General features: G+C 71.5%; 14 protein-coding genes and 1 pseudogene. 5 read left to right on the top strand and 10 right to left on the bottom strand.

All coding sequences use genetic code 11. From position 1 onward, the window contains the following. Positions 1 to 496 precede the first annotated feature (496 nt). The 3 genes from GEV43_RS23865 to GEV43_RS23855 are packed head-to-tail and all read right to left on the bottom strand — an operon-like array spanning position 497 to position 3,995. A complete protein-coding gene (locus tag GEV43_RS23865) occupies positions 497 to 940 on the bottom strand; it encodes a response regulator (RefSeq protein ID WP_160822591.1) in 444 nt (147 codons plus the stop codon). Continuing rightward, entirely contained in the window at positions 937 to 2,739 is a 1,803-nt protein-coding gene (locus GEV43_RS23860; protein ID WP_206681257.1) for a CHASE3 domain-containing protein, read from the bottom strand. Before GEV43_RS23860 ends, GEV43_RS23865 begins: the two co-directional genes overlap by 4 nt. Beyond that, complete coding sequence (locus tag GEV43_RS23855; protein ID WP_241683021.1) at positions 2,736 to 3,995, bottom strand: PP2C family protein-serine/threonine phosphatase; 1,260 nt, start codon at positions 3,993 to 3,995, stop codon at positions 2,736 to 2,738. The genes GEV43_RS23860 and GEV43_RS23855 overlap by 4 nt, the downstream gene beginning before the upstream one ends. 263 nt (positions 3,996 to 4,258) lie before the next feature. On the opposite strand from GEV43_RS23855, the gene GEV43_RS23850 reads away from it, so the two are divergent. Continuing rightward, entirely contained in the window at positions 4,259 to 4,771 is a 513-nt protein-coding gene (locus tag GEV43_RS23850; RefSeq protein ID WP_160822590.1) for a MarR family transcriptional regulator, read from the top strand. Between the two features lie 149 nt (positions 4,772 to 4,920). After that, a complete protein-coding gene (locus GEV43_RS23845; RefSeq protein WP_206681256.1) occupies positions 4,921 to 6,084 on the top strand; it encodes a PP2C family protein-serine/threonine phosphatase in 1,164 nt (387 codons plus the stop codon). Between the two features lie 123 nt (positions 6,085 to 6,207). Here the strand turns inward: GEV43_RS23845 and GEV43_RS23840 are convergent, their stop codons facing one another. From GEV43_RS23840 to ectB, 3 genes and pseudogenes are all read right to left on the bottom strand, one after another. Beyond that, positions 6,208 to 7,761 carry a cellulose binding domain-containing protein gene (locus GEV43_RS23840; RefSeq protein WP_160822589.1) on the bottom strand — a complete coding sequence of 518 codons (1,554 nt, stop codon included), beginning with the start codon at positions 7,759 to 7,761 and terminating at the stop codon, positions 6,208 to 6,210. 448 nt (positions 7,762 to 8,209) lie between these two features. Next, positions 8,210 to 8,719, bottom strand: coding sequence for a lytic polysaccharide monooxygenase auxiliary activity family 9 protein (locus tag GEV43_RS23835; protein ID WP_160822588.1), 510 nt, complete (start codon positions 8,717 to 8,719; stop codon positions 8,210 to 8,212). 239 nt (positions 8,720 to 8,958) lie between these two features. Next, positions 8,959 to 10,187, bottom strand: a pseudogene (ectB, locus tag GEV43_RS23830) (diaminobutyrate--2-oxoglutarate transaminase); the annotation flags it as partial. 451 nt (positions 10,188 to 10,638) lie between these two features. On the opposite strand from ectB, the gene GEV43_RS50880 reads away from it, so the two are divergent. The 3 genes from GEV43_RS50880 to GEV43_RS23815 are packed head-to-tail and all read left to right on the top strand — an operon-like array spanning position 10,639 to position 15,028. Then, entirely contained in the window at positions 10,639 to 11,997 is a 1,359-nt protein-coding gene (locus tag GEV43_RS50880; protein WP_160822587.1) for an AMP-binding protein, read from the top strand. Further along, entirely contained in the window at positions 11,937 to 12,413 is a 477-nt protein-coding gene (locus GEV43_RS50875) for an amino acid adenylation domain-containing protein (protein WP_160822586.1), read from the top strand. Before GEV43_RS50880 ends, GEV43_RS50875 begins: the two co-directional genes overlap by 61 nt. Then, positions 12,320 to 15,028: a Pls/PosA family non-ribosomal peptide synthetase gene (locus GEV43_RS23815; RefSeq protein ID WP_206681254.1), complete on the top strand. Its 2,709-nt coding sequence runs from the start codon at positions 12,320 to 12,322 to the stop codon at positions 15,026 to 15,028. The genes GEV43_RS50875 and GEV43_RS23815 overlap by 94 nt, the downstream gene beginning before the upstream one ends. Before the next feature lie 502 nt (positions 15,029 to 15,530). On the opposite strand, the gene GEV43_RS23805 is transcribed toward GEV43_RS23815, so the two are convergent. From GEV43_RS23805 to GEV43_RS23790, 4 genes are all read right to left on the bottom strand, one after another. Beyond that, entirely contained in the window at positions 15,531 to 16,664 is a 1,134-nt protein-coding gene (locus tag GEV43_RS23805) for a hypothetical protein (protein ID WP_160822584.1), read from the bottom strand. A gap of 174 nt (positions 16,665 to 16,838) precedes the next feature. Then, entirely contained in the window at positions 16,839 to 17,156 is a 318-nt protein-coding gene (locus GEV43_RS23800) for a hypothetical protein (protein WP_160822583.1), read from the bottom strand. Positions 17,157 to 17,396: 240 nt separating this feature from the next. Then, complete coding sequence (locus tag GEV43_RS23795) at positions 17,397 to 17,594, bottom strand: DUF397 domain-containing protein (protein WP_160822582.1); 198 nt, start codon at positions 17,592 to 17,594, stop codon at positions 17,397 to 17,399. Then, complete coding sequence (locus tag GEV43_RS23790) at positions 17,585 to 18,385, bottom strand: helix-turn-helix transcriptional regulator (RefSeq protein ID WP_241683794.1); 801 nt, start codon at positions 18,383 to 18,385, stop codon at positions 17,585 to 17,587. The genes GEV43_RS23795 and GEV43_RS23790 overlap by 10 nt, the downstream gene beginning before the upstream one ends. Positions 18,386 to 18,464 lie beyond the last annotated feature (79 nt).

Below are 18,464 nucleotides of genomic sequence, written 5' to 3'. Positions count from 1 at the left end.
CGGCCAGTGGCCGTCCGGCGCCCCTCCGCCGGCTCCCCCTCCACCGGCGGACGGCTCTCGGGGCGTTCGACCGGTCGTGCGGGGACGGCGGCGCCGGTTCGTGCCCGGTGCGGCGGTCGGGTCTCTCCGGCATGAGCACCGTCGACGGCTCGGAACCCGGCGAGGCGGCCAGCGGACCAGCGGCCACCACGGCCATACCGAGCGCGAATGCGGACAGCATCGAGTAAAGCTCCTTGCCTGGCTGGGGAACACGGCGGAGGCTCCGCCGATGATCACGGAAAGTAATCGTGATCACGCTCTGTGTTTACCATCCGCCCGAACCGCATAACCGCAGGTCAGAGGCTTAGAAGATTCTTTACGGAGCTGCCCGCGTCAGAAGTGGAAAAATGACGCCAATCCGAGTCCGGGAGGTCAGGAGGGGGCCTGGTCGCCCCCCTGAGCCGCCGCGCGTCCGCCGCCGGGCGCGCGTCCGCCGCCGGGCGCGCGACCGTCCGGGTCAGCTCCGGAAGGGGAGGCGGACGACGGTGACGAAGAAGTCGTCGATCTGCTGGACCGCGGCGATGAACTGCTCGAAGTCGACCGGCTTGGTGACGTAGGCGTTGGCGTGCAGGCGGTAGCTGCGCAGGATGTCCTCCTCGGCGGAGGAGGTGGTGAGCACGACGACGGGGATGGTGGCCAGCTCCTCGTCGTTCTTGATCTCCTCCAGCACCTGGCGGCCGTCGTAGCGCGGCAGGTTGAGGTCGAGCAGGATCAGGTCGGGGCGCTTCGCGTCGGCGTACTCCCCGCGCCGGTGCAGGTACTCCAGCGCCTCCAGCCCGTCCCGGACGACGTGCAGGACGTTCCCGACCTTGTTCTCGTCGAACGCCTCGCGGGTCATCAGCTCGTCGCCGGGATCGTCCTCGACGAGCAGCACCTCGATGGGCTGGATGGGCTGGGTCATGCGGCTCCCTCGGTGTCGGGGTCTCGGGCGGTGTCGCCGCCAGTCTCGCTGCCGGCCTCGGCGTCGTCGGGGCCGGGGTCGGTGCGCGGCAGGACGAAGTGGATGCCGGCGCCCTCGGCGCGGCCGGTGTCCAGCCAGATCCGGCCGCCGTAGCTCTCCACGATCTTCTTGCACAGGGCCAGGCCGATGCCCGTCCCCTCGTACGCGTCGCGGCCGTGCAGCCGCTGGAAGATCACGAAGACCTTGTCGGCGAACTCGGGCGCGATGCCGATGCCGTTGTCGATGACCGAGAACTCCCAGCCCTCGTCCGTCTCCCGGCAGCCGATCTCGACCTCCGGGGTCCGGTCCGGCGCCCGGAACTTCACCGCGTTGCCGACGAGGTTCTGCCACAGCATGGTCAGCGGCGTCATGTCGCCGCGCACCCGCGGCAGGCGTTCGGGCCGCTCGACGCGCGCGCCGGTCTCCTCCAGCGTGCCCTGGAGGTTGCGCAGCGCCTTGTCCAGCGGCTCGTCCAGGTCGAGCGGCTCGTCCCGGTCGTAGACGCGGCCGACGCGCGAGAACGTGAGCAGGTCGTTGATCAGCACCTGCATGCGCTTGGCGCCGTCCACCGCGAACTCGATGTACTGGTTGGCGCGGTCGTCGAGCTGGTCGGCGTAGCGGCGCTGGAGGAGCTGGCAGAACGAGGCGACCTTGCGCAGCGGCTCCTGGAGGTCGTGGCTCGCCACGTACGCGAACTGCTCCAGCTCGCCGTTGGAGCGGCGCAGCTCGGCGGTCTGCACGTCCAGGTCGGCGGTGCGGTCCTGGAGCTGCCGCTCCCGGTCGGTGGCGTAGCCGAGCTCCTCGACGATGCGGTGCCGCATCGCCTCCACGTCCGTGGCCACCGAGCGCAGGTCCGCCGGGCCCCGCACGCCGATGGCGTGGTCGAACTCGCCGTCGGCGACGCGCCGCGACGAGCGTCCGAGCGCCGCCAGCGGGCGGCCCACCGCCAGGTGCAGGACCACGGCGAGCAGCGCCCCGGCGGCCAGGATCGCCACGAGCATCCCCCCGAGGACGCCGTCGCGGATCCTCCGGTCGTGCGCGGCGGCGTCGCGGCCCTCCGCGACCGCGTCGTCCAGATGCCGGTTCTGGTCGTTCCACAGGGCGCGCAGCCGGTCGAACCCGGCCTTGCCCCGGCCCACCATGGCGGCGTCCACCGAGCCGGGGCCGCGCGCGCCGACCTGCGCGATCATCGGCTCGGCGTAGGTGCGCTGCCAGTCCGCGGCGAGCGCGCGGACGCGGGCGAGGTCGGCGGCGGCCTCGGGCTCCTCGCGGACGAACGAGGCGAGCCGGTCGGCGGACTGCCGTTCGGCGCGGCGGCCCTCCTGGTACGGCCGCAGGAAGCCGCGCTCCCCGGTGAGGACGTAGCCGCGCACGCCGGTCTCCTGGTCGACGAGCGCGGCCTGGAGCCGGTACGCCTCGGTCCGGGCCGGGGACAGCTCGTCCACGAGGTGGTCGACCGTCGAGGCGGTACGGGTCAGCAGCGCGTACCCGACCGCGCCCGATGCGACGACGAGCAGCCCGACCAGGGTCAGCGCCAGCAGGACCCACTGCTGGACGGTCAGCTTCCCGCCCCGCCCCCGCCGTTCGGGACGGCCGGCGGCGGGCTCCTTCTCCTCGCCGGCCCCGTCGTTCGCGCCGTTCCCGTCCTTCTCGGCGGTCGCGCCGTTCCCGCCGTTCCCGCCGGGCCTGCCGGTCCGGGGGGCGGCCCCGGTCCCTTCCTCTACGCCGTCTCCGGCGCTCTGGGAGCTGAGCGAGCTCATGTGCCCTTCCATCCGAGGGCGACCACGGCGACGTCGTCGCCGAGCCCGCCGTAGTCCGCCGAGGCCAGCTCGGCCCCCATGATCAGCGCGTCCACGAAGTCGGAGGCGTCCAGGCCCGCGCCCCGCTCGGCGAGCCCGAGCAGCCCGTCCAGGTCGAGCCGCCGCCCGCCGGGCCCGGTCTCCCCCTCGAACAGCCCGTCGGTGAACAGCACCAGCTCCGCCCCCGGCGGCAGCTCGACCCGTTCCTCGGGCCAGTCGCCGAAGCCGGGGAGCAGGCCGAGGGCCATCCCGCCGGCGGTCTCGACGAGCCGGACGTCCGGGCCGGGGCCGCGCAGCAGCATCGCCGGGTGCCCGGCGCGCAGCACGTCCACCGTGCGGCGGTCGGGACGCAGCCTGAGCGTGGTCAGCGTGACGAAGCACTCGTCGTCGTCGCGCTCGGCGAGCAGCAGCTCCTCCAGCAGCGCGGGAAGGCGCGGGCCCCGCACGCCGGCGAGGACGAACGAGCGCCAGGCGACCCGCAGGCAGACGCCGAGCGCCGCCTCGTCCGGGCCGTGCCCCGCCACGTCGCCGATCACCGCGTGCACCGTGCCGTCCGGCGTCTCGACCACGTCGTAGAAGTCGCCGCCGAGCAGCGAGTGCGCGCGGCCCGGACGGTACCGGGTGACCGCGACGACCTCCGCAGTGGCGAGCTTGGGGCTCGGCAGCAGGCCGCGTTCCAGGCGGGCGTTCTCCTCGGCGCGCAGCCGGCCGGCCTGGAGCGCGGCGGCGGCGATCGCGCCCTGCTTGCGCTGCACCGCGTAGCGGATCGCCCGGCCGAGCCACTCCGACTCCAGGCGGCCCTTGGCGATGTAGTCCTGCGCGCCGGCCGCGACGGCGGCGAGCCCGGCCTCGGCCTCGGCCAGCCCGGTGAGGACGATCACGGCGGCGTCCGGCGACCCGGCGAGCAGCGTCTCCAGCGCGTCCAGCCCCTGCGCGTCCGCGAGGTGCAGGTCGAGCAGCACGCACTGGAACCGGCCCCGGGCCAGCTCCCGCCGCGCCTCCGCCATGGTGCGCACCCAGGTGAGCCGGTTGCGGACGTCGGCGTCGCTCAGCAGCTCCTCGACCAGGAACGCGTCGCCGGGGTCGTCCTCCACCAGGAGCAGCTCGATCGGCGCGGCGGGGTCGCCCTGCCGCGCCGTGCCCTGCCAGGCGGAAACGCCCGGCCCGGTTCCCTGGACCGGGATCCTCGACCCGTCGGCCATCCCGGGGGAGACCATGTCCCGCACTCACCACCCGTCCGCCTGCCACTGCGCCTGCCACCCGACCGGCCCGGCTGCCGCGCCGGCCCGGCGTCGAAGGATACTCAACCCATGACATGTAACGCTATGTAACTGCATGTGATCATCACGACATCCGCGCGTGACGGACGGCATACTCGGCATACGGTGCGGGTAGTCCAGCTCCCCTAAGGTTGCCGTACGGCAAAGTGTGCGCGCCGGAACACATCCGGCCGGGGGCGGGCGAGCGGAAGGGGGCGGTCGTGACCGGCCGACAGGCACAGGAGCCGGCGGGCTCGCCCGCCGACGAGGGGCTGGCCGACCAGGCCGCGGCCGTGGAGGTCGCGATGGCGTCGGCGGTGCTGGCGTGGAGCCGCGCGGCCGAGGACGCCGGCGTGCACATCTCGCCGGTCCAGCTGCGCGCCATCGAGGCCGTCGCCCGGCACGGACGGCTCAACCTGGGCGGGCTCGCCGCCGAGATGGGCGTGATGCCGTCCTCGGCCAGCAGGCTGTGCGACCGGCTGGAGTCGGCCGGGCTGGTGGTGCGGGAGAGCGCCGTCGGCGACCGGCGCGAGATCATCGTCCGGCTGAGCGGGGAGGGCGAGCGGCTGCGCGCCCGGCTGACCCGCTGGCGGCGCACCGCGATCGAGCGGGCGCTGGGCGAGCTGTCGCCGGCCACCCGGTCCCGGCTGCTCGACAGCCTCACCGAGTTCGGCCGCGCGTGCGAGCGCCAGGAACGCCCCGGACCGGGCGACGCGCGGAGCCGTACCGCCTGAGCCTTTATTTGTCATACTGCATTTTCTCTGTCATCCTGCGGCAGGTTCCGCCCGGCCGCGCCCACGCGCGGCGTCCGGCCCTCCCGGGCCCGGCGCGGAGGGCGCCCCGGGTCGCATCTTCCGCGGGCCGACGACCGGGGGGACGTTCCGTGGCGAAACCGCACCTGCGTTCGGGCGAGGTGGAGCGCGCGCTGCGCGCCGCGCCCGCCCACGCGCTGCCCGAGGCGCTGGCCGGCGCGGTGACCGCGCGCTTCCCGCAGGTGACCGGCGCCCGGCTCTACCTGGTCGACTACCGGCTCGCGTCGCTGCTGCCGGCCGAGTCGCCGTCCGAGCACGAGCCGATCGCCGTGCCGGGCACGCCGGCCGGGCGCGCGTTCGCCTCGCTGCGGCCGGTCCCGGACCCGGCGGGCTCCCGCGCGCGCCGCGTCTTCGTGCCGGTCGCCGCGCGCGGCGACCGGATGGGCGTGCTCGCGCTGGACGTGGACGCCCCCTGCTCCAGGGAGGACTTCGCGGAGCTGGCCGACATCGGCGAGATCGCGGGCGGCGCGCTCAAGGTGGCCTGGGCGCTCACCGACCGGTACGAGCGGGTCCGCCGCGACCGCCGGCTGACCCTGGCGGCCGAGCTCCAGTGGCAGCTCCTGCCCGGCCAGACGTGCGCGGGGGAACGGTTCGACCTGGCCGGGCACCTGGAGCCCGCCTACTCCGTCGCAGGGGACAACTTCGACTGGACGGCCGAGCGCGACCACCTGACGCTGTCGGTCACCAACGGCGCGGGCGAGGGCATCCGGGCGGCGCTGCTGACCTCGCTCACCGTCGGCGCCCTGCGCAACGCCCGCCGCGGCGGCGCGGACCTGGCCGAGCAGGCGAGCCTCGCGGCCGACATCGTGCACGCCAGGTACGGCGGCGAGTGGTTCACCGAGACGCTGCTGATGCGGGTGGACCTGGCGAGCGGCGAGGCCACCGTGGTGGACGCGGGGTCGCCGCGGGTGCTGCGGATGCGCGGGACGCGCGTCGCGCGGGTCGAGCTGGAGCAGCAGATGCCGCTCGGCATGTTCGCCGACACCGAGTACCGGGCGCAGCGGCTCCGGCTGGAGTCCGGCGACCGGCTGGTGATCGTCAGCGACGGCGTGTACTCCGCGCCGCACCCCGGCGGCGGCGACTTCGGCACGCACCGGCTGGAGCAGGCGGTGCGCGGCACTCGGCTCCAGGACGCCTCCGGGGTCCCCCTGGCGATCATCGGCGAGCTGATGAGCACCCACGAGGGCGCCGAACTGGCCGACGACGCCGTCGTCGTCTGCGTCGACTGGCACTGACGGAACCGCCCCGCACCCGCCCCGCGCCCGCGGCGCGCCCGCGGCGCATCCGGCGCGCCCGGCGGACGGCGCGGAACGGCCCGGGGCGGTGAGGACGCCCCGGGCCGTGTCACCGTGGCCGGGTCAGAATCCGGCGGTGATGCGGGTGAACTCCCAGTCCTGCTGGGGGACACCGCTGCCGCCGGCGCGGTCACGGTTGACCGACCAGAACGTCAGCCGCGCGAGGCCATGGGACTTGGCCCAGTCGCGGATCTGCGTCCAGGTCGCGGGGGTGGTCGGCTCCTGCTGGTCGGACAGCCCGTTCATGCCCGAGATGCCCATGTGGGAGTAGGCGGTCGCGTCGGACCAGGAGAACGCCGTCTTGAGCCTGTCCTTCAGGCCCTCGCTGCTGTTGACGGTCGCCTGGTACATGTTGGAGCCGCCGCCGAAGTTGAACGGCATGATCGTGAAGATGTCCACGTCGGCCTTCAGCTCGGCCGCGCGGTTGATGAGCCGCACGCCCCACGAGTTCGGGCCGTTGGACAGGGTGGGGAACGTGAGGATCGTCGTGATGCCGGGGTTGTTCTGCTTGACGATCTTCAGCGCGCCGAGGATGCGGTCCTGCACCGCGTTGCTCTCGAACTCGTCGGTGTTCTCGATGTCGATGTCGATCGCCTTCAGCTTGTAGGCGTCGATGACCTGCTGGTACGCGCCGGCGAGCGCCTGCGGGGTGGAGCAGTTGGGGCCGAGCTTGTTGCCGCTCCAGCCGCCGATGGACGGCATGATGTCGCCGCCCGCGGCGCGGACCTTGGCGACGTTCTGCTCGTCCACGCCGCCCTTCAGCGGGCGCTGGCTGTCCCAGGACGGGGTGCAGCCGCCGCCGGACAGGATGAACGCCATCGTGAACCACTTGATCCCGGTCGCGTTCATCACCGTGGTCGGCGCGGGCGGGTTCTCCCAGCCGAGGTACATGTAGGGCGCGGCGCTCATGCCGGGGCTCGGCGTGGTGCACCCGCTCGTCGTGCCGCTGACCTCGCCGCTCGCGGCGGACTCGCCCACGCCGTTGTACGCCTTGACGGCGTAGGTGTGCGACGAGCACGCGCTCAGGCCGCCGATCGTGGCGCTCGTGCCCGTGACGGTCGCCCGCACGGTCGAGCCCTCGTAGACCCGGTAGCCGGTGACGGTGCCGCTGGCGGCGGGCCAGCTCAGCGAGATCGAGGAGTCGGTGCGTCCGGTCACGGTCGGCGCGCCGGGCGTTCCGGGCGCGCCGGGCTCGGGCTCCCCGCCGCCGTCGCAGGACGAGCCGTTCAGGGTGCAGCCGTCGGGGCCGCCGGTCCCGGTGCCGTTGAAGCCGAACGACACCGACGCGCCGGGCGCGATCGTGCCGTTGTATTCGCGGTTGCGGAACGTGAAGTGGCCGTTCGGTCCGGCCGTCATCAGCGCGTCCCAATAGGCGCCGACGCCGGTTCCCGAGGGCAGGTCGAACTCGACGCGCCATCCGTTGATCGGGGATCCGGTGCCGTTCGTGATCGTGTATTTGCCGGTGAATCCCGAGCTCCAGTCGGCGGTCTTGGCGAACGTCGCCGTCGCCGAGGCCGCGCGTGCCGGACCGGCGGCGTGCGCGCCGGGCGGGCTGACGAACGCGAGCACGAGCAGGGGGCACAGGAGGAGGGCGAGACGGGCCTGAAGATGTCGCATGGTTGCTCCAGGGGCGGGGGCGAGCTGGAGGGACGTCCGCCCGGCGCGCGGGCGGCGGCCATATCTAATAGGAACCCTTCCTAAAAATTAGGGGAAGACTAGACCCGGCCGGCGGCGCCTGGCAAGCCTTTCCAACGGCCGCTGAACGGCCTGGCGGAACGCAATCGCGACCACTCCAGGCAGCGGACCGTGCCAGTCGGCCGCGCTGTGAAAAAATGGTCCGCCGAACACCGCGACATCCCCGCACCGGAAGATCACAAGAGAAAAGCGGCGCCCATTCCGGGAGCGACGCATTCGGCCGCGGGCGGAGGGCGCCGCGATCATGAAAATGGCGCGGAACGCGTCGCGGGAGACGCCGTGCGCCGCGGAGTCCGGGGGCGGGGTCCGGCGCCGGGCCCCGCCCCCGGGGCGGCCGGCCGCGGTTCCGCGGACCGGCCGGTCTCGCGGGCTAGCCGATCTGGAGGTCCACGCAGGCGTAGAAGGCGTTGGAGGTGTCGGCGATGTTCCAGATGGCCAGCAGCTTCTGGCGTCCGGTGAAGCTGCCGAGGTTGACGCTGTGCGTGACGGTGCTCGGCGGCTGGGCGTTGTTGCCGCTGACCACGCCGACGCGCGTGCCGCCGATGTAGTACTCCCAGTTGGTGGTGCGGTGCCGGGCGGTGAAGGTCCAGGTGAAGCTGGCCGTCCTGCCGACCGAGGTGGCGCGCCAGCCCTTGCTGTCGTCGTTCAGCTCGGCGAACGCGGCGTTGCCGCCGTTGCAGCTGCGCAGGCCCTTCGGGCCCTCCACGCTCTGCGGCTCGTACTTGATCGAGCCGCACTGGACGGTGCCCGCGGCGCACTGCGCCTGGCGGCTGGGCGGGGAGTTGATGTAGCCGTGGGCGCTGGCGGTGCCGGCGAGCACGACGACGAAGGCGGGGGTGAGCGCGACGCCGGAGGCCGCCGCGATGATCTTCTTCTTCATGGGAGCTCCGAAACTGTGGGTCGGTGGCCGCGCGAACGGCCACTGCGGGGGACGTTCGTGTGCTCGGAGCTGGCTGGGCGGGGCACGAGCCGCCATGGCGGTCTCCCGTGGGCGTGACCAGGGAATATCTAATAGGAAAGTTTCCTATTAGCGTGATTCTGATCCCCCGCCGATTTGCTGTCAACACCGCCGCCGGACCCGGCATCCGGAGGGCCGGAGGGCTCGCGGGCGAGGGTTTCGAGGGCCCGGGCCAGGATTTCCAGGCCCTCGTCCAGCTCCCGCTCGGTGGTGGTGAGGGGCGGGAGCAGCTTGACGACCTCGCCTTTCGGGCCCGAGGTCTCCACCAGGAGGCCGCGCTCGAACGCCGCGCGGCAGACCGCCGCGGCGCGGGCGGGTTCGGCGAAGGCGAGCCCCCAGACGAGGCCGCGCCCCCGGACCTCGGTGACGAGGCCGCGGTGCTCGTTCGCCAGGCTCCGGAGGGCCCGCCGGACGAGGTCGCCCTTCGCCGCGGTCTGCTGCTCCAGGCCCTCGCCCGTCCAGAAGTCCAGCGCCGCGGCGGCGGTGACGAAGGCGGGATCGGAGCCGCGGAACGTCCCGCTGTGCTCGCCCGGGCCCACACGTCGAGTTCGGGCGGGAAGAGGGTGAGGGCCAGCGGCAGCCCGTAGCCGCTGAGGGACTTCGACAGGCAGACGATGGCGGGGACGATCCCGGCGGTCTCGAAGCTGAAGAACGGGCCCGTCCGGCCGCAGCCCATCTGGACGTCGTCCACGATGAGCAGCATGTCGTGCCGCTTGCAGAGGTCGGCCAGGCCGCACAGCCACTGCGGGCCCGCGACGTTGACGCCGCCCTCGCCCTGCACCGTCTCGACGATCACGGCCGCCGGGCGGTCCAGGCCGCTGCCGCTGTCCTCGAGCATGCGCTCCAGGAGCTGGAAGTCCGGCACGCGCCCGTCGAGGTACCCGTCGTACGGCATCGTCACGGTGTGCGCCAGGGGCACGCCCGCGCTCGCGCGCTTGGCCGCGTTGCCCGTCACGGCGAGCGAGCCGAGCGACATGCCGTGGAAGGCGTTGGTGAACGCGATGACCGTCTGGCGGCCGGTGTACTTGCGCGCCAGCTTGAGCGCCGCCTCGACCGCGCTGGTCCCGGCCGGACCGGGGAGCTGGACCTTGTAGCCGAGTTTGCGCGGGCCGAGGACGACGCGCTGGAACGCCTCAAGGAAACGGCGTTTGGCGACCGTGTGCATGTCGAGGCTGTGCACGACGGAGTCGGCGGCCAGATAGCGCATGAGCTCGGTTTTCAGATGCGGATGGTTGTGGCCGTAGTTCAGCCCTCCGGCGCCGGCGAAGAAGTCGAGGAAGGAGCGGCCTTCCTCGTCGTACATGCGGCTCCCCTGGGCCGTTGTGAAGACGGTCGGCCAGCTCCTGGAATAGCTGCGGACCTCTGATTCGAGCTTTTGAAAGACATTCACGTTGAATCCTCGGGCTGGCCGGCGGGAGCCACTCCGGATACGCGCCGGTAACAATTCGGCCTTTACTCGCCGGGGGCGGGGGGAGCGTCCGGTGGCCGCCGACCAGTGAGAATCTCACCGGGGACAGGGGAGCCGGCGGCACCGCGCGCCAGCGTACTACCACACCGCGGGCCCCTGTCGAGTTCGCGCGGGGCCCAATTCCGACGCCCGCGCATAAGTGCAGGTGGCGGCATATGCGTTGCGCATATAACGCGGGTATCGGCGGGCGTGAAGTGTGCGAACGGCCACTGTCAAGGAAATGCCTGCCCATCTCTTTCTTGACCGCATGCGGCCACAATGGTTGGATCTTCAATGCCGCTGCCCAATCATTTCTCGCGTCCTGACATCCCATCCCGCGGGGCTGACCGCACTGCGGATGCGGTCGACGATTCACCAGTTCGGCGGAGTGCAGATGACAACGAGAACCACGGGCGGCGTGCTCGCCGATTCCGAGACGGCCCGCCTCGTCACGGCGGAACACGTCCTGGTCGGAACGGGCCACGAACCGGGGGTCCGCTGGCGGCCGGGCGAGCGCCTGGAGCACCTCTTCGAGGACCGGTGCGACCGGCTCCGAACGGACGGCGGGCCCCTCCCTCCGGCCGTGGACGCCGGCGACCGCGTCCTGACGTTCGGCGAACTGGACGAGCGGGCCAACCGCCTCGCCCGCCTCCTGCTGGCGCGGGGCGTGCGCCCCGGCGACCGGGTCGGGCTGCTGCTGGACGAGGCCGTGCACGCGTACGCGGGCATGCTCGCCGTCCTCAAGGCGCACGCCTCGTACGTCCCGCTGGACGCGGGCTATCCGACCGACCGGCTGGAGTACATCGTGCGGGACGCGGGCGTGCGGACCGTCCTGTCGCTGTCGCACCTGCGCGGACCGCTGGACGGGTCCGGCGCGGAGGTGCTCTGCCTGGACGAGCTGTCGGCGCTCGCGGACGCCCAGCCCGGCCACCGCCTCACGGACGCCGAGCGCGGCGACCCCGTCGACGACCTGTGCTACATCGTCTACACCTCGGGCTCGACGGGACGGCCCAAGGGCGTGGCGATCGAGCACGCGTCCATCTGCAACTTCGTCCGCGTCGCCGTCGAGGTCTACGGCGTGGGCCCGGCGGACCGCATGTACCAGGGCATGACGATCGCGTTCGACTTCTCCGTCGAGGAGATCTGGGTGCCCCTCGTCGCGGGCGCGACGCTGGTGCCGAAACCGGCCGGGGCGTCGCTGGTCGGCGACGAGCTGCGCGACTTCCTGGTCGAACGGCGCGTCACCGCGCTCTGCTGCGTCCCGACGCTCCTGGCGACCCTCGACGGCGACGTCCCCGGGCTGGACTTCCTGCTGGTGTCCGGCGAGGCGTGCCCGCAGGACCTCGTCGCCCGGTGGCACCGGCCGGGACGCAGGTTCCTCAACGTCTACGGGCCGACCGAGGCGACCGTCACCGCGACGTGGACGCCGCTGAGCCCGGACCGGCCGGTGACCATCGGCATCCCCTGCCGACGTACTCGGTGGTCGTCCTGGACCCGGACGAGGACGCGGCGCTGCCGCCCGGCGAGACCGGCGAGATCGGCATCGCGGGGATCGGGCTGGCGCGCGGCTACGTGGGCCGCGACGACCTCACCGCCAGCAGGTTCGTCCCCGACTTCATCGGCATCCCCGGCAACCCGTCCGGCCGGATCTACCGCACCGGCGACCTCGGCCGGATCGGCGCGGGCGGCGACGTGGAGTACCTCGGCCGCATCGACACCCAGGTCAAGGTCCGCGGCTACCGCATCGAGCTGACCGAGATCGAGTCGGTGCTGTCGGAGGCGCCCGACGTCGCGCAGGCGGTCGTCGGCACCCACGAGCCCGAGCCGGGCACGGTCGAGCTGGTCGCCTACTACACCCGGCGGAACGCCGACGTCCGCGTGGACCGCGACGAGCTGAGACGCAGGGCGAGGGAGCGCCTGCCCGCCTACATGGTGCCCGCGTACTTCGAGGAGCTGGACGCCATCCCGATGCTCCCGAGCGACAAGGCCGACCGCAAGAGCCTCCCCCGCCGACCGCCCCCCGCGCCGCCTCCGCCCCGGACGGCGGCCTCGCCCCCGCGAACGACACCGAACGCGTGCTCGCCGACTCGCTCGCCCGCGTCCTGCGCATGGACCGCGTGCCCGCCGACGGCCACTTCTTCGACGACCTCGGCGCGGACTCGCTGCTGATGGCGCGGTTCTGCGCCTCGGTGCGGGGGCGGACGGACGTGTCCCTGTCGATCCGCGACGTCTACCAGAACCCCACCGTCAAGGGCCTCGCCGCGGTCCTGGAGACCCGGACGTCCAACGCGCCCGCGGCCCGTACCCCGGTGAAGGCGGCGACGACGCGGAAGGGCGAGTACGTGCTCTGCGGCGTCCTGCAACTGCTGCTGGCCGTCGCGACGCTGTACCTCGGCGCCGCCGTCGCCGCCGCCGGCTACGGATGGGCGTCCGACGCCGACGGCCTCATCGACCTCTACCAGCGGGGCGCGGTGTTCAGCGGCGCGTTCCTGCTGTACCTGTGCACGCTGCCGATCCTGGCGAAGTGGGCGCTGGTGGGCCGCTGGAAGCCGTGCGAGATCCGCGTCTGGAGCCTCGCGTACGTGCGCTTCTGGACGGTCAAGACGCTGGTCCGTTCGAGCCCCGTCATGCTGATGACCGGGTCACCGCTGTACTCGCTGTACCTCAGGGCGCTCGGCGCGGAGATCGGCCGCGGCGCGGTGGTCTTCGCCAGGACGCCGGTGTGCACGGACCTGCTCACCGTCGGCGCCGGGACGATCGTCCGCGAGAACTGCGCGATGCCGGGCTACCGGGTCGACGACGGCGTCATCCGGACGGGCCCGATCACGCTCGGCGACGACGTCTTCGTGGGCGACCGGACCGTTCTGGACATCGGCACGTCCATGGGCGACGGGGCGCAGCTCGGGCACGCGTCGTCCCTGCACTCCGGCCAGGCCGTGCCCGCCGGCGAACGCTGGCACGGATGCCCCGCGCGCCGTACGTCCACCGACTACCTGCCGATCCCGCCGGCGCGCTGCGGCACGGCGCGCCGGGCCGCCTACGGCGTCCTGCAACTGCTCACCCTGGTCGCGGTCACCGGCCCACTCGGCGTCGCGGCGCTGGTCGCGCTGCTCACGCGGTTCCCGATGCTCGCCGACATCATGCGCGCGGAGACCGAGGGCCTCGGCCGGGCGGAGCTCTACCTCGACGCCGCCGCGCTGTCGAGCGCCGCGTTCTTCGGCGGCGGGCTCGCGCTCCTGGCGTTCGCGCTGACCGTGCCCCGCCTGCTCAGCCTGGTCGTCAGGCCGGACAAGGTCTATCCGCTGTACGGCGCGCACTACTGGGCGCAGATGACGGTCCGGCGCCTGACGAACCTGAAGTTCTTCAACGACCTGTTCGGCGACAGCTCCTACATCGTCCACTACCTGCGCGGCCTCGGGTACCGCTTCGCGCGCCCGATCGTCCAGACCGGCACGAACTTCGGCACCGAGCTCGCGCACCACTCGCCGTACCTGACCACGGTGGGCAGCGGCACGATGGTCTCGGACGCGCTGTGGATCATGAACGCGGACTTCTCCAGCACCTCGTTCCGGCTGTCCGAGGTGCGGATCGGGTCGCGGAACTTCCTCGGCAACAACATCGCGTTCCCCGCCGGGGCCCGCGTCGGCGACAACGTCCTGCTCGCGACGAAGGTCGCGGTGCCCGTCGGCGGCCCGCTCCGCGAGAACGTCGGCCTGCTGGGCTCGCCGTGCTTCGAGATCCCGAGAGCCGTCGAACGCGACCAGGCGGTCAGCCGCCCCGACGCGCCCCGCCTCCCGGCCAAGAACCGCTACAACCTCCGCACGATGGCGATCTTCCTCCTGGTGCGCTGGTTCCGCCTCTTCGCGCTGGCCGTCCTGTGGCTGGCCGCCGAGGACCTGCTCCACGCCACCCCCGCGGCGGGCCTGCTCGCCGGAACGGCCGCCACCCTCCTGTTCGGCATCGGCTACGGCGTCCTCGTCGAACGCGCCCTCCTGCGCTTCCGCTCCCTCACGCCCCGGCTCTGCTCGATCTACGACCCGTACTTCTGGTGGCACGAACGCCTCTGGAAGCTCGGCGGCCAGGCCCTGTTCAGCGGCACGCCGTTCAAGAACGTGATCTGGCGCCTGCTCGGCGTCCGCATCGGCCGCCGCGTCTTCGACGACGGCTGCGCGATCCCGGAGAAGACCCTCGTCACCATCGGCGACGAGAGCACCCTCAACGCGGGAAGCGTGATCCAGTGCCACTCCCTGGAGGAGGGCGCGTTCAAGTCGGGCCGCACCACCATCGGCGCCCGCTGCACCCTGGGCGTCGAGTCGTTCGTCCACTACGACGTGACCATGGGCGACGGCGCCACCCTCGCCGCCGACTCGTTCCTCATGAAGGGCGAGCAGATCCCCCGAACGCCCACTGGCAAGGAAACCCCGCCTCCGAGACCCCCGCCCTCCCAGCCTGACCCCCGGCCTCACCGGGTTTCCTGGTCGAGCCCGAGAGTTCGGCGGAACCGCCGGGCCCGACACCGTTGGCCTTTCCTTCCCAGCCGCCGTCCTTCCGGCCGCCTTCGAGCCCGGCCTTGTGACCGGTCCGCGCATTCTCGTAGCCCGCGGTGCCGCTCACCGCGTCTGGGGCGGCATGGTCACCCGGCCACTCGGCCCGATGGCGCTGCGATCTGGAAGGCGATGGGTGAGATGACCACGAGGGTGTGGAGCGGTTCAGGAAGGGGCTCGTCCAAGCGCAGCACGCCCTTCTTGAAATGTGCCAAGTGCTCACCGCCCGGGGTGAAGTAGTCGCAGAAACTCGGATAGTAGCCACTCTGCGAGTGTTTCCGTCCTCTGCGTTCCCACACGATAGAGCACAGGACCTGGCGATCGACGACTATCTTGTGGCGCAGCACCATCGGCACGTTGCCGTACCGAGTCGACCTGAACAGGTACTCGTCCTCCTCGACGTGGCCGATCACGGAAGCGTCCGGCGCGACGGCGGTGATCGCCTGGGCTTTGACGATGGGGGACGGTGAGACCGGGTGCCCTTCACGAGTGTGGAACTGCGGGATCTGGCGACCGGCGCGTTCGAGGTAGAGGATCGGCGCTCCGGCCGGGTCGGACAGTCGCAGGACCAGCCGGCCGATATCCCCGGTATTGGACAAGAACCGCGTCAGCCTGCTCTTACTCCCTTCGACGTCCTCGATCACGACCGTCTCCGCCACCATCGCTCCCGCCGCGTCCTTGACGGTGAAGTGGCGCCATTTGTTCTTGAAGGAAAATTCCGGGGAGTGCCCGATGGCGCCCATCACTTGTCCCAGGGCGGTGTGTCATCGACGGGCTTGGCCGGTTTCTTGGTCGAGCCCGAGAGTTCGGCGGAACCGCCGGGCCCGACGCCATTGACCTTTCCTTCCCAGCCGCCGTCCTTCCGGCCGCCTTCGAGCCCGGCCTTGTGACCGGTCCGCGCATTCTCGTAGCCCGCGGTGCCGCTCGCCGAGTCCGGTTTCCAATCACCCGGCTTCCAGTCGCCCTTTCCGCCGACCACGGCGTTGTGCGTTTCGGTCGGGTCGATGCCGAACTTCGCCTTGTACTCGGCGTCGGTGCCGGTGTACTTGCCGCTGCCGTCGTACTTGCGATGCCCGCCGAGCTCGTGCTCGACGGGCCCGGCGGTGAACTTCGCGCCGCCGCCGACGCTCACGTTCCCGTCCTTGTCACGGTCGTAGTCGAGGTCGATCTCCTTGACCGGGATCGGCTTTTTCGCCTGAGTGCCGATCGGGTTCTCGGCCCGGTTGACGAACGAGAGAGCGGCGTTGCCCGCGTTCTGCAACAGGTTGGCGGCGCCGGACTTCGCGCCGTTCGCCAGAGCCTTCTTGAACGCGTCGCCCGCGAACTGGTTGCCGTGGTCCCCCTGCTTGTCGGCGGTGATCGCAGCGCCGCCACCCAGGACGGCCGCCGCGGCCAGGCCGCTGTTGAGCAGGATGCCCGTGGCGACGTGCGTGACGGTGAGCGCGGTGGCGGCGAGCGGCAGGCATGCGGCGTAGTTGGGCGGGAACGCCGACGCCGCCGCCAGAGCCCCAAGATAGGCCGCCATTCCGGTCGCGAAGGTCGCGTAGACGAACAACGCCCAGGCCACCACCGTGAGGGCGATGCTCACGGCCATCAGGTAGTTGTGCAGGTAGTCGAGCTGGAGCGAGTACTCGTGGACGTTCGACTCGTACCGCTCCCGGTCATTTGCGGACCAGGTCTGCTCGGGGATGCTCCGTACGAGCTCCCGGAGTTCGGAGGCGGCGGTCTGGAGGTCGTCGGCGGCGTTGTCGTAGGCGTAGGCCGCCTTCATGATGTTCGCGGGCTTGCCCGAGGACAGCTTGAACTCGAAGGCGACCATCAGCGCGGGCGGCAGGACCGCCCCCGCGGCGGCGGCGACCGCTGTCGCCGCCGTCATCAGGGCCTCGGCGCTGCCGACGACCCCGGCCTGGGCTCCGCTCCCGGTGGCGGCCCCGGCGGCGGCTCCCCGGCGGCCTTGCCTCCGGCGACCGTCGCCCCTGCCGGTATCGCGGCCCGTCCCGGCAGGCTGCTCCCGCCTCGTGGTGGCATGTCGATCCTTCCGGTGGCGCGGCTACAGGTTGGCCTCTTCGGCCTTCTGGTACGTGAGCGCGGTGGTGCCGAGCTTGCCCGCCATCTCCTGCGCTTCCTTCTTCAGCGCGTCGATGTTCTCGAACGCGAACTGCGTCGCGATCGGATAGGCGAGCGCCATGGGCGACAGCGTGACGCTGAAATCGCCGCCTTCGAGGTTGTACACCCCGTCACCGTTGATCTTGTTTTCAGCCTGCTCGATCTTCGTGACGACGTAGCCTTTGACGGCCTCACCGTGCAGCTTGATCCCGGCCGGGTCGATCTGCTTTTCCGGAGGGCTCAATTCCAGCTCCCGAATCACGGACGTGCCCACTCCACGCCGTCGAATGAGGTCCCTGGGAAGCCTAGGGGGCATAGAACGCCCCAGCCATCACCCGAACAACGTTCCTCACTCCCGTAACCAGCGGGTCGAGACACGTCCTCCCAATCCGGCTCGATTCTTTGGCAACTGTTGCCATGAGGTGGAACGAGCTGGCAGCAGAAAGCCCTCTGTCCCCCGGTCAGGAGGGGCAGAGGGCCGAGGGGCTCGCTTACGCCTCGTTCACCTGGTCGCTGACGCTGCCAGCACGGCCGCACGCAGCGCTGCCGGACGCACCAACAGAACGGGACCGTCAGCGTCCTTGCTGTCACGCACCGCCACCACACCATCGAGACCGGCGAGTTCAGCGAGTTCAACGCAGTTGCCGCCATTCTCACCACTGCGGCTCGCCTTGCGCCAGGTCACACCACTCAAGTCCATTTCTCCAAAGCCTCCCTCATCACGTCCCGCGACATGTCCTCTGTAAGCGCCCTCGCACGCAGCTCCCGCAGCACATCCGAAAGTGCGGCAAGGTCGGCCGGATCGTCGGTGGTGACGCCTCGCACGGTGGTTTCCAGATACGAGACCTCGCTCCGGTCTTCCATCGTAGCCACCACGAAAGCGCCGCCCGTTCCGGCCGGGCGGCCATTGTTCCGCACGATCTGGACGGTGACGTTGGGCAGTTCGCTCATGGCGAGCAGGTGGGCGAGCTGCTCGCGCATCACCTCGGAGGAACCCACCTTGTGGTGCAGGACGGCCTCGCTCAGCAATGCCACGAGGACCACAGGAGCCGGACTCTCCCTCGTCAGGACGCTTTGCCGCGCGATGCGGGCTTCCCTGGCCTCGTCGGTGTCGAGGAACGCGCGGGAGTAGGCCACGGTCTGGAGCAGTCCGGGCACGATGGTGTGCTCCCACGAGATCAGCTCCGCGGCGTCCGACTCCACCTTCGGCCAGTCGAACCAGAGCGGTATCGGATGGCCGTCCCGGTTCAGGTCCTCCCACAGGCTGATGAGGGAGCCGCCCGCCTCCACGCAGTCATCCACGATCTCCACGAACGTGCGCGTGGCCCGCTTCTTTCCGCTTTCGATGCGGCTCACCTGCGCGGGGCTGACCTGCGTCAGGTGAGCGATCGTCTGCTGCTTGAGCCCCTTGGCCTCCCGTCGCTGACGCATCTGGCGGCCGAAGGCCACGAGCGCGGGAGCCACCTTCGAACGCTGACGCCGTGCGGCCATGGTGATCACATTCTCCGATTGGAAACTTGCGCGCGTTGCCTGGCACTTACCGCCTGTTACCACTTGAGGACGGTAAGCA

Source organism: Actinomadura sp. J1-007 (genome assembly GCF_009793335.1).
Classification (GTDB): domain Bacteria; phylum Actinomycetota; class Actinomycetes; order Streptosporangiales; family Streptosporangiaceae; genus Spirillospora; species Spirillospora yumaensis.
This window is presented reverse-complemented; position numbering and strand designations above follow the sequence as displayed.

Bases quoted from the DNA above. Each gene is read 5' to 3' on its own strand.
- GEV43_RS23805 (WP_160822584.1), bottom strand. From the start codon at position 16,664: ATGACGGCGGCGACAGCGGTCGCCGCCGCCGCGGGGGCGGTCCTGCCG.
- GEV43_RS23795 (WP_160822582.1), bottom strand. From the start codon at position 17,594: ATGGACTTGAGTGGTGTGACCTGGCGCAAGGCGAGCCGCAGTGGTGAG.
- GEV43_RS23860 (WP_206681257.1), bottom strand. From the start codon at position 2,739: ATGAGCTCGCTCAGCTCCCAGAGCGCCGGAGACGGCGTAGAGGAAGGG.
- GEV43_RS23835 (WP_160822588.1), bottom strand. From the start codon at position 8,719: ATGAAGAAGAAGATCATCGCGGCGGCCTCCGGCGTCGCGCTCACCCCC.
- GEV43_RS23855 (WP_241683021.1), bottom strand. From the start codon at position 3,995: ATGGTCTCCCCCGGGATGGCCGACGGGTCGAGGATCCCGGTCCAGGGA.
- GEV43_RS50880 (WP_160822587.1), top strand. From the start codon at position 10,639: ATGACAACGAGAACCACGGGCGGCGTGCTCGCCGATTCCGAGACGGCC.
- GEV43_RS23840 (WP_160822589.1), bottom strand. From the start codon at position 7,761: ATGCGACATCTTCAGGCCCGTCTCGCCCTCCTCCTGTGCCCCCTGCTC.
- GEV43_RS23790 (WP_241683794.1), bottom strand. From the start codon at position 18,385: ATGGCCGCACGGCGTCAGCGTTCGAAGGTGGCTCCCGCGCTCGTGGCC.
- GEV43_RS23865 (WP_160822591.1), bottom strand. From the start codon at position 940: ATGACCCAGCCCATCCAGCCCATCGAGGTGCTGCTCGTCGAGGACGAT.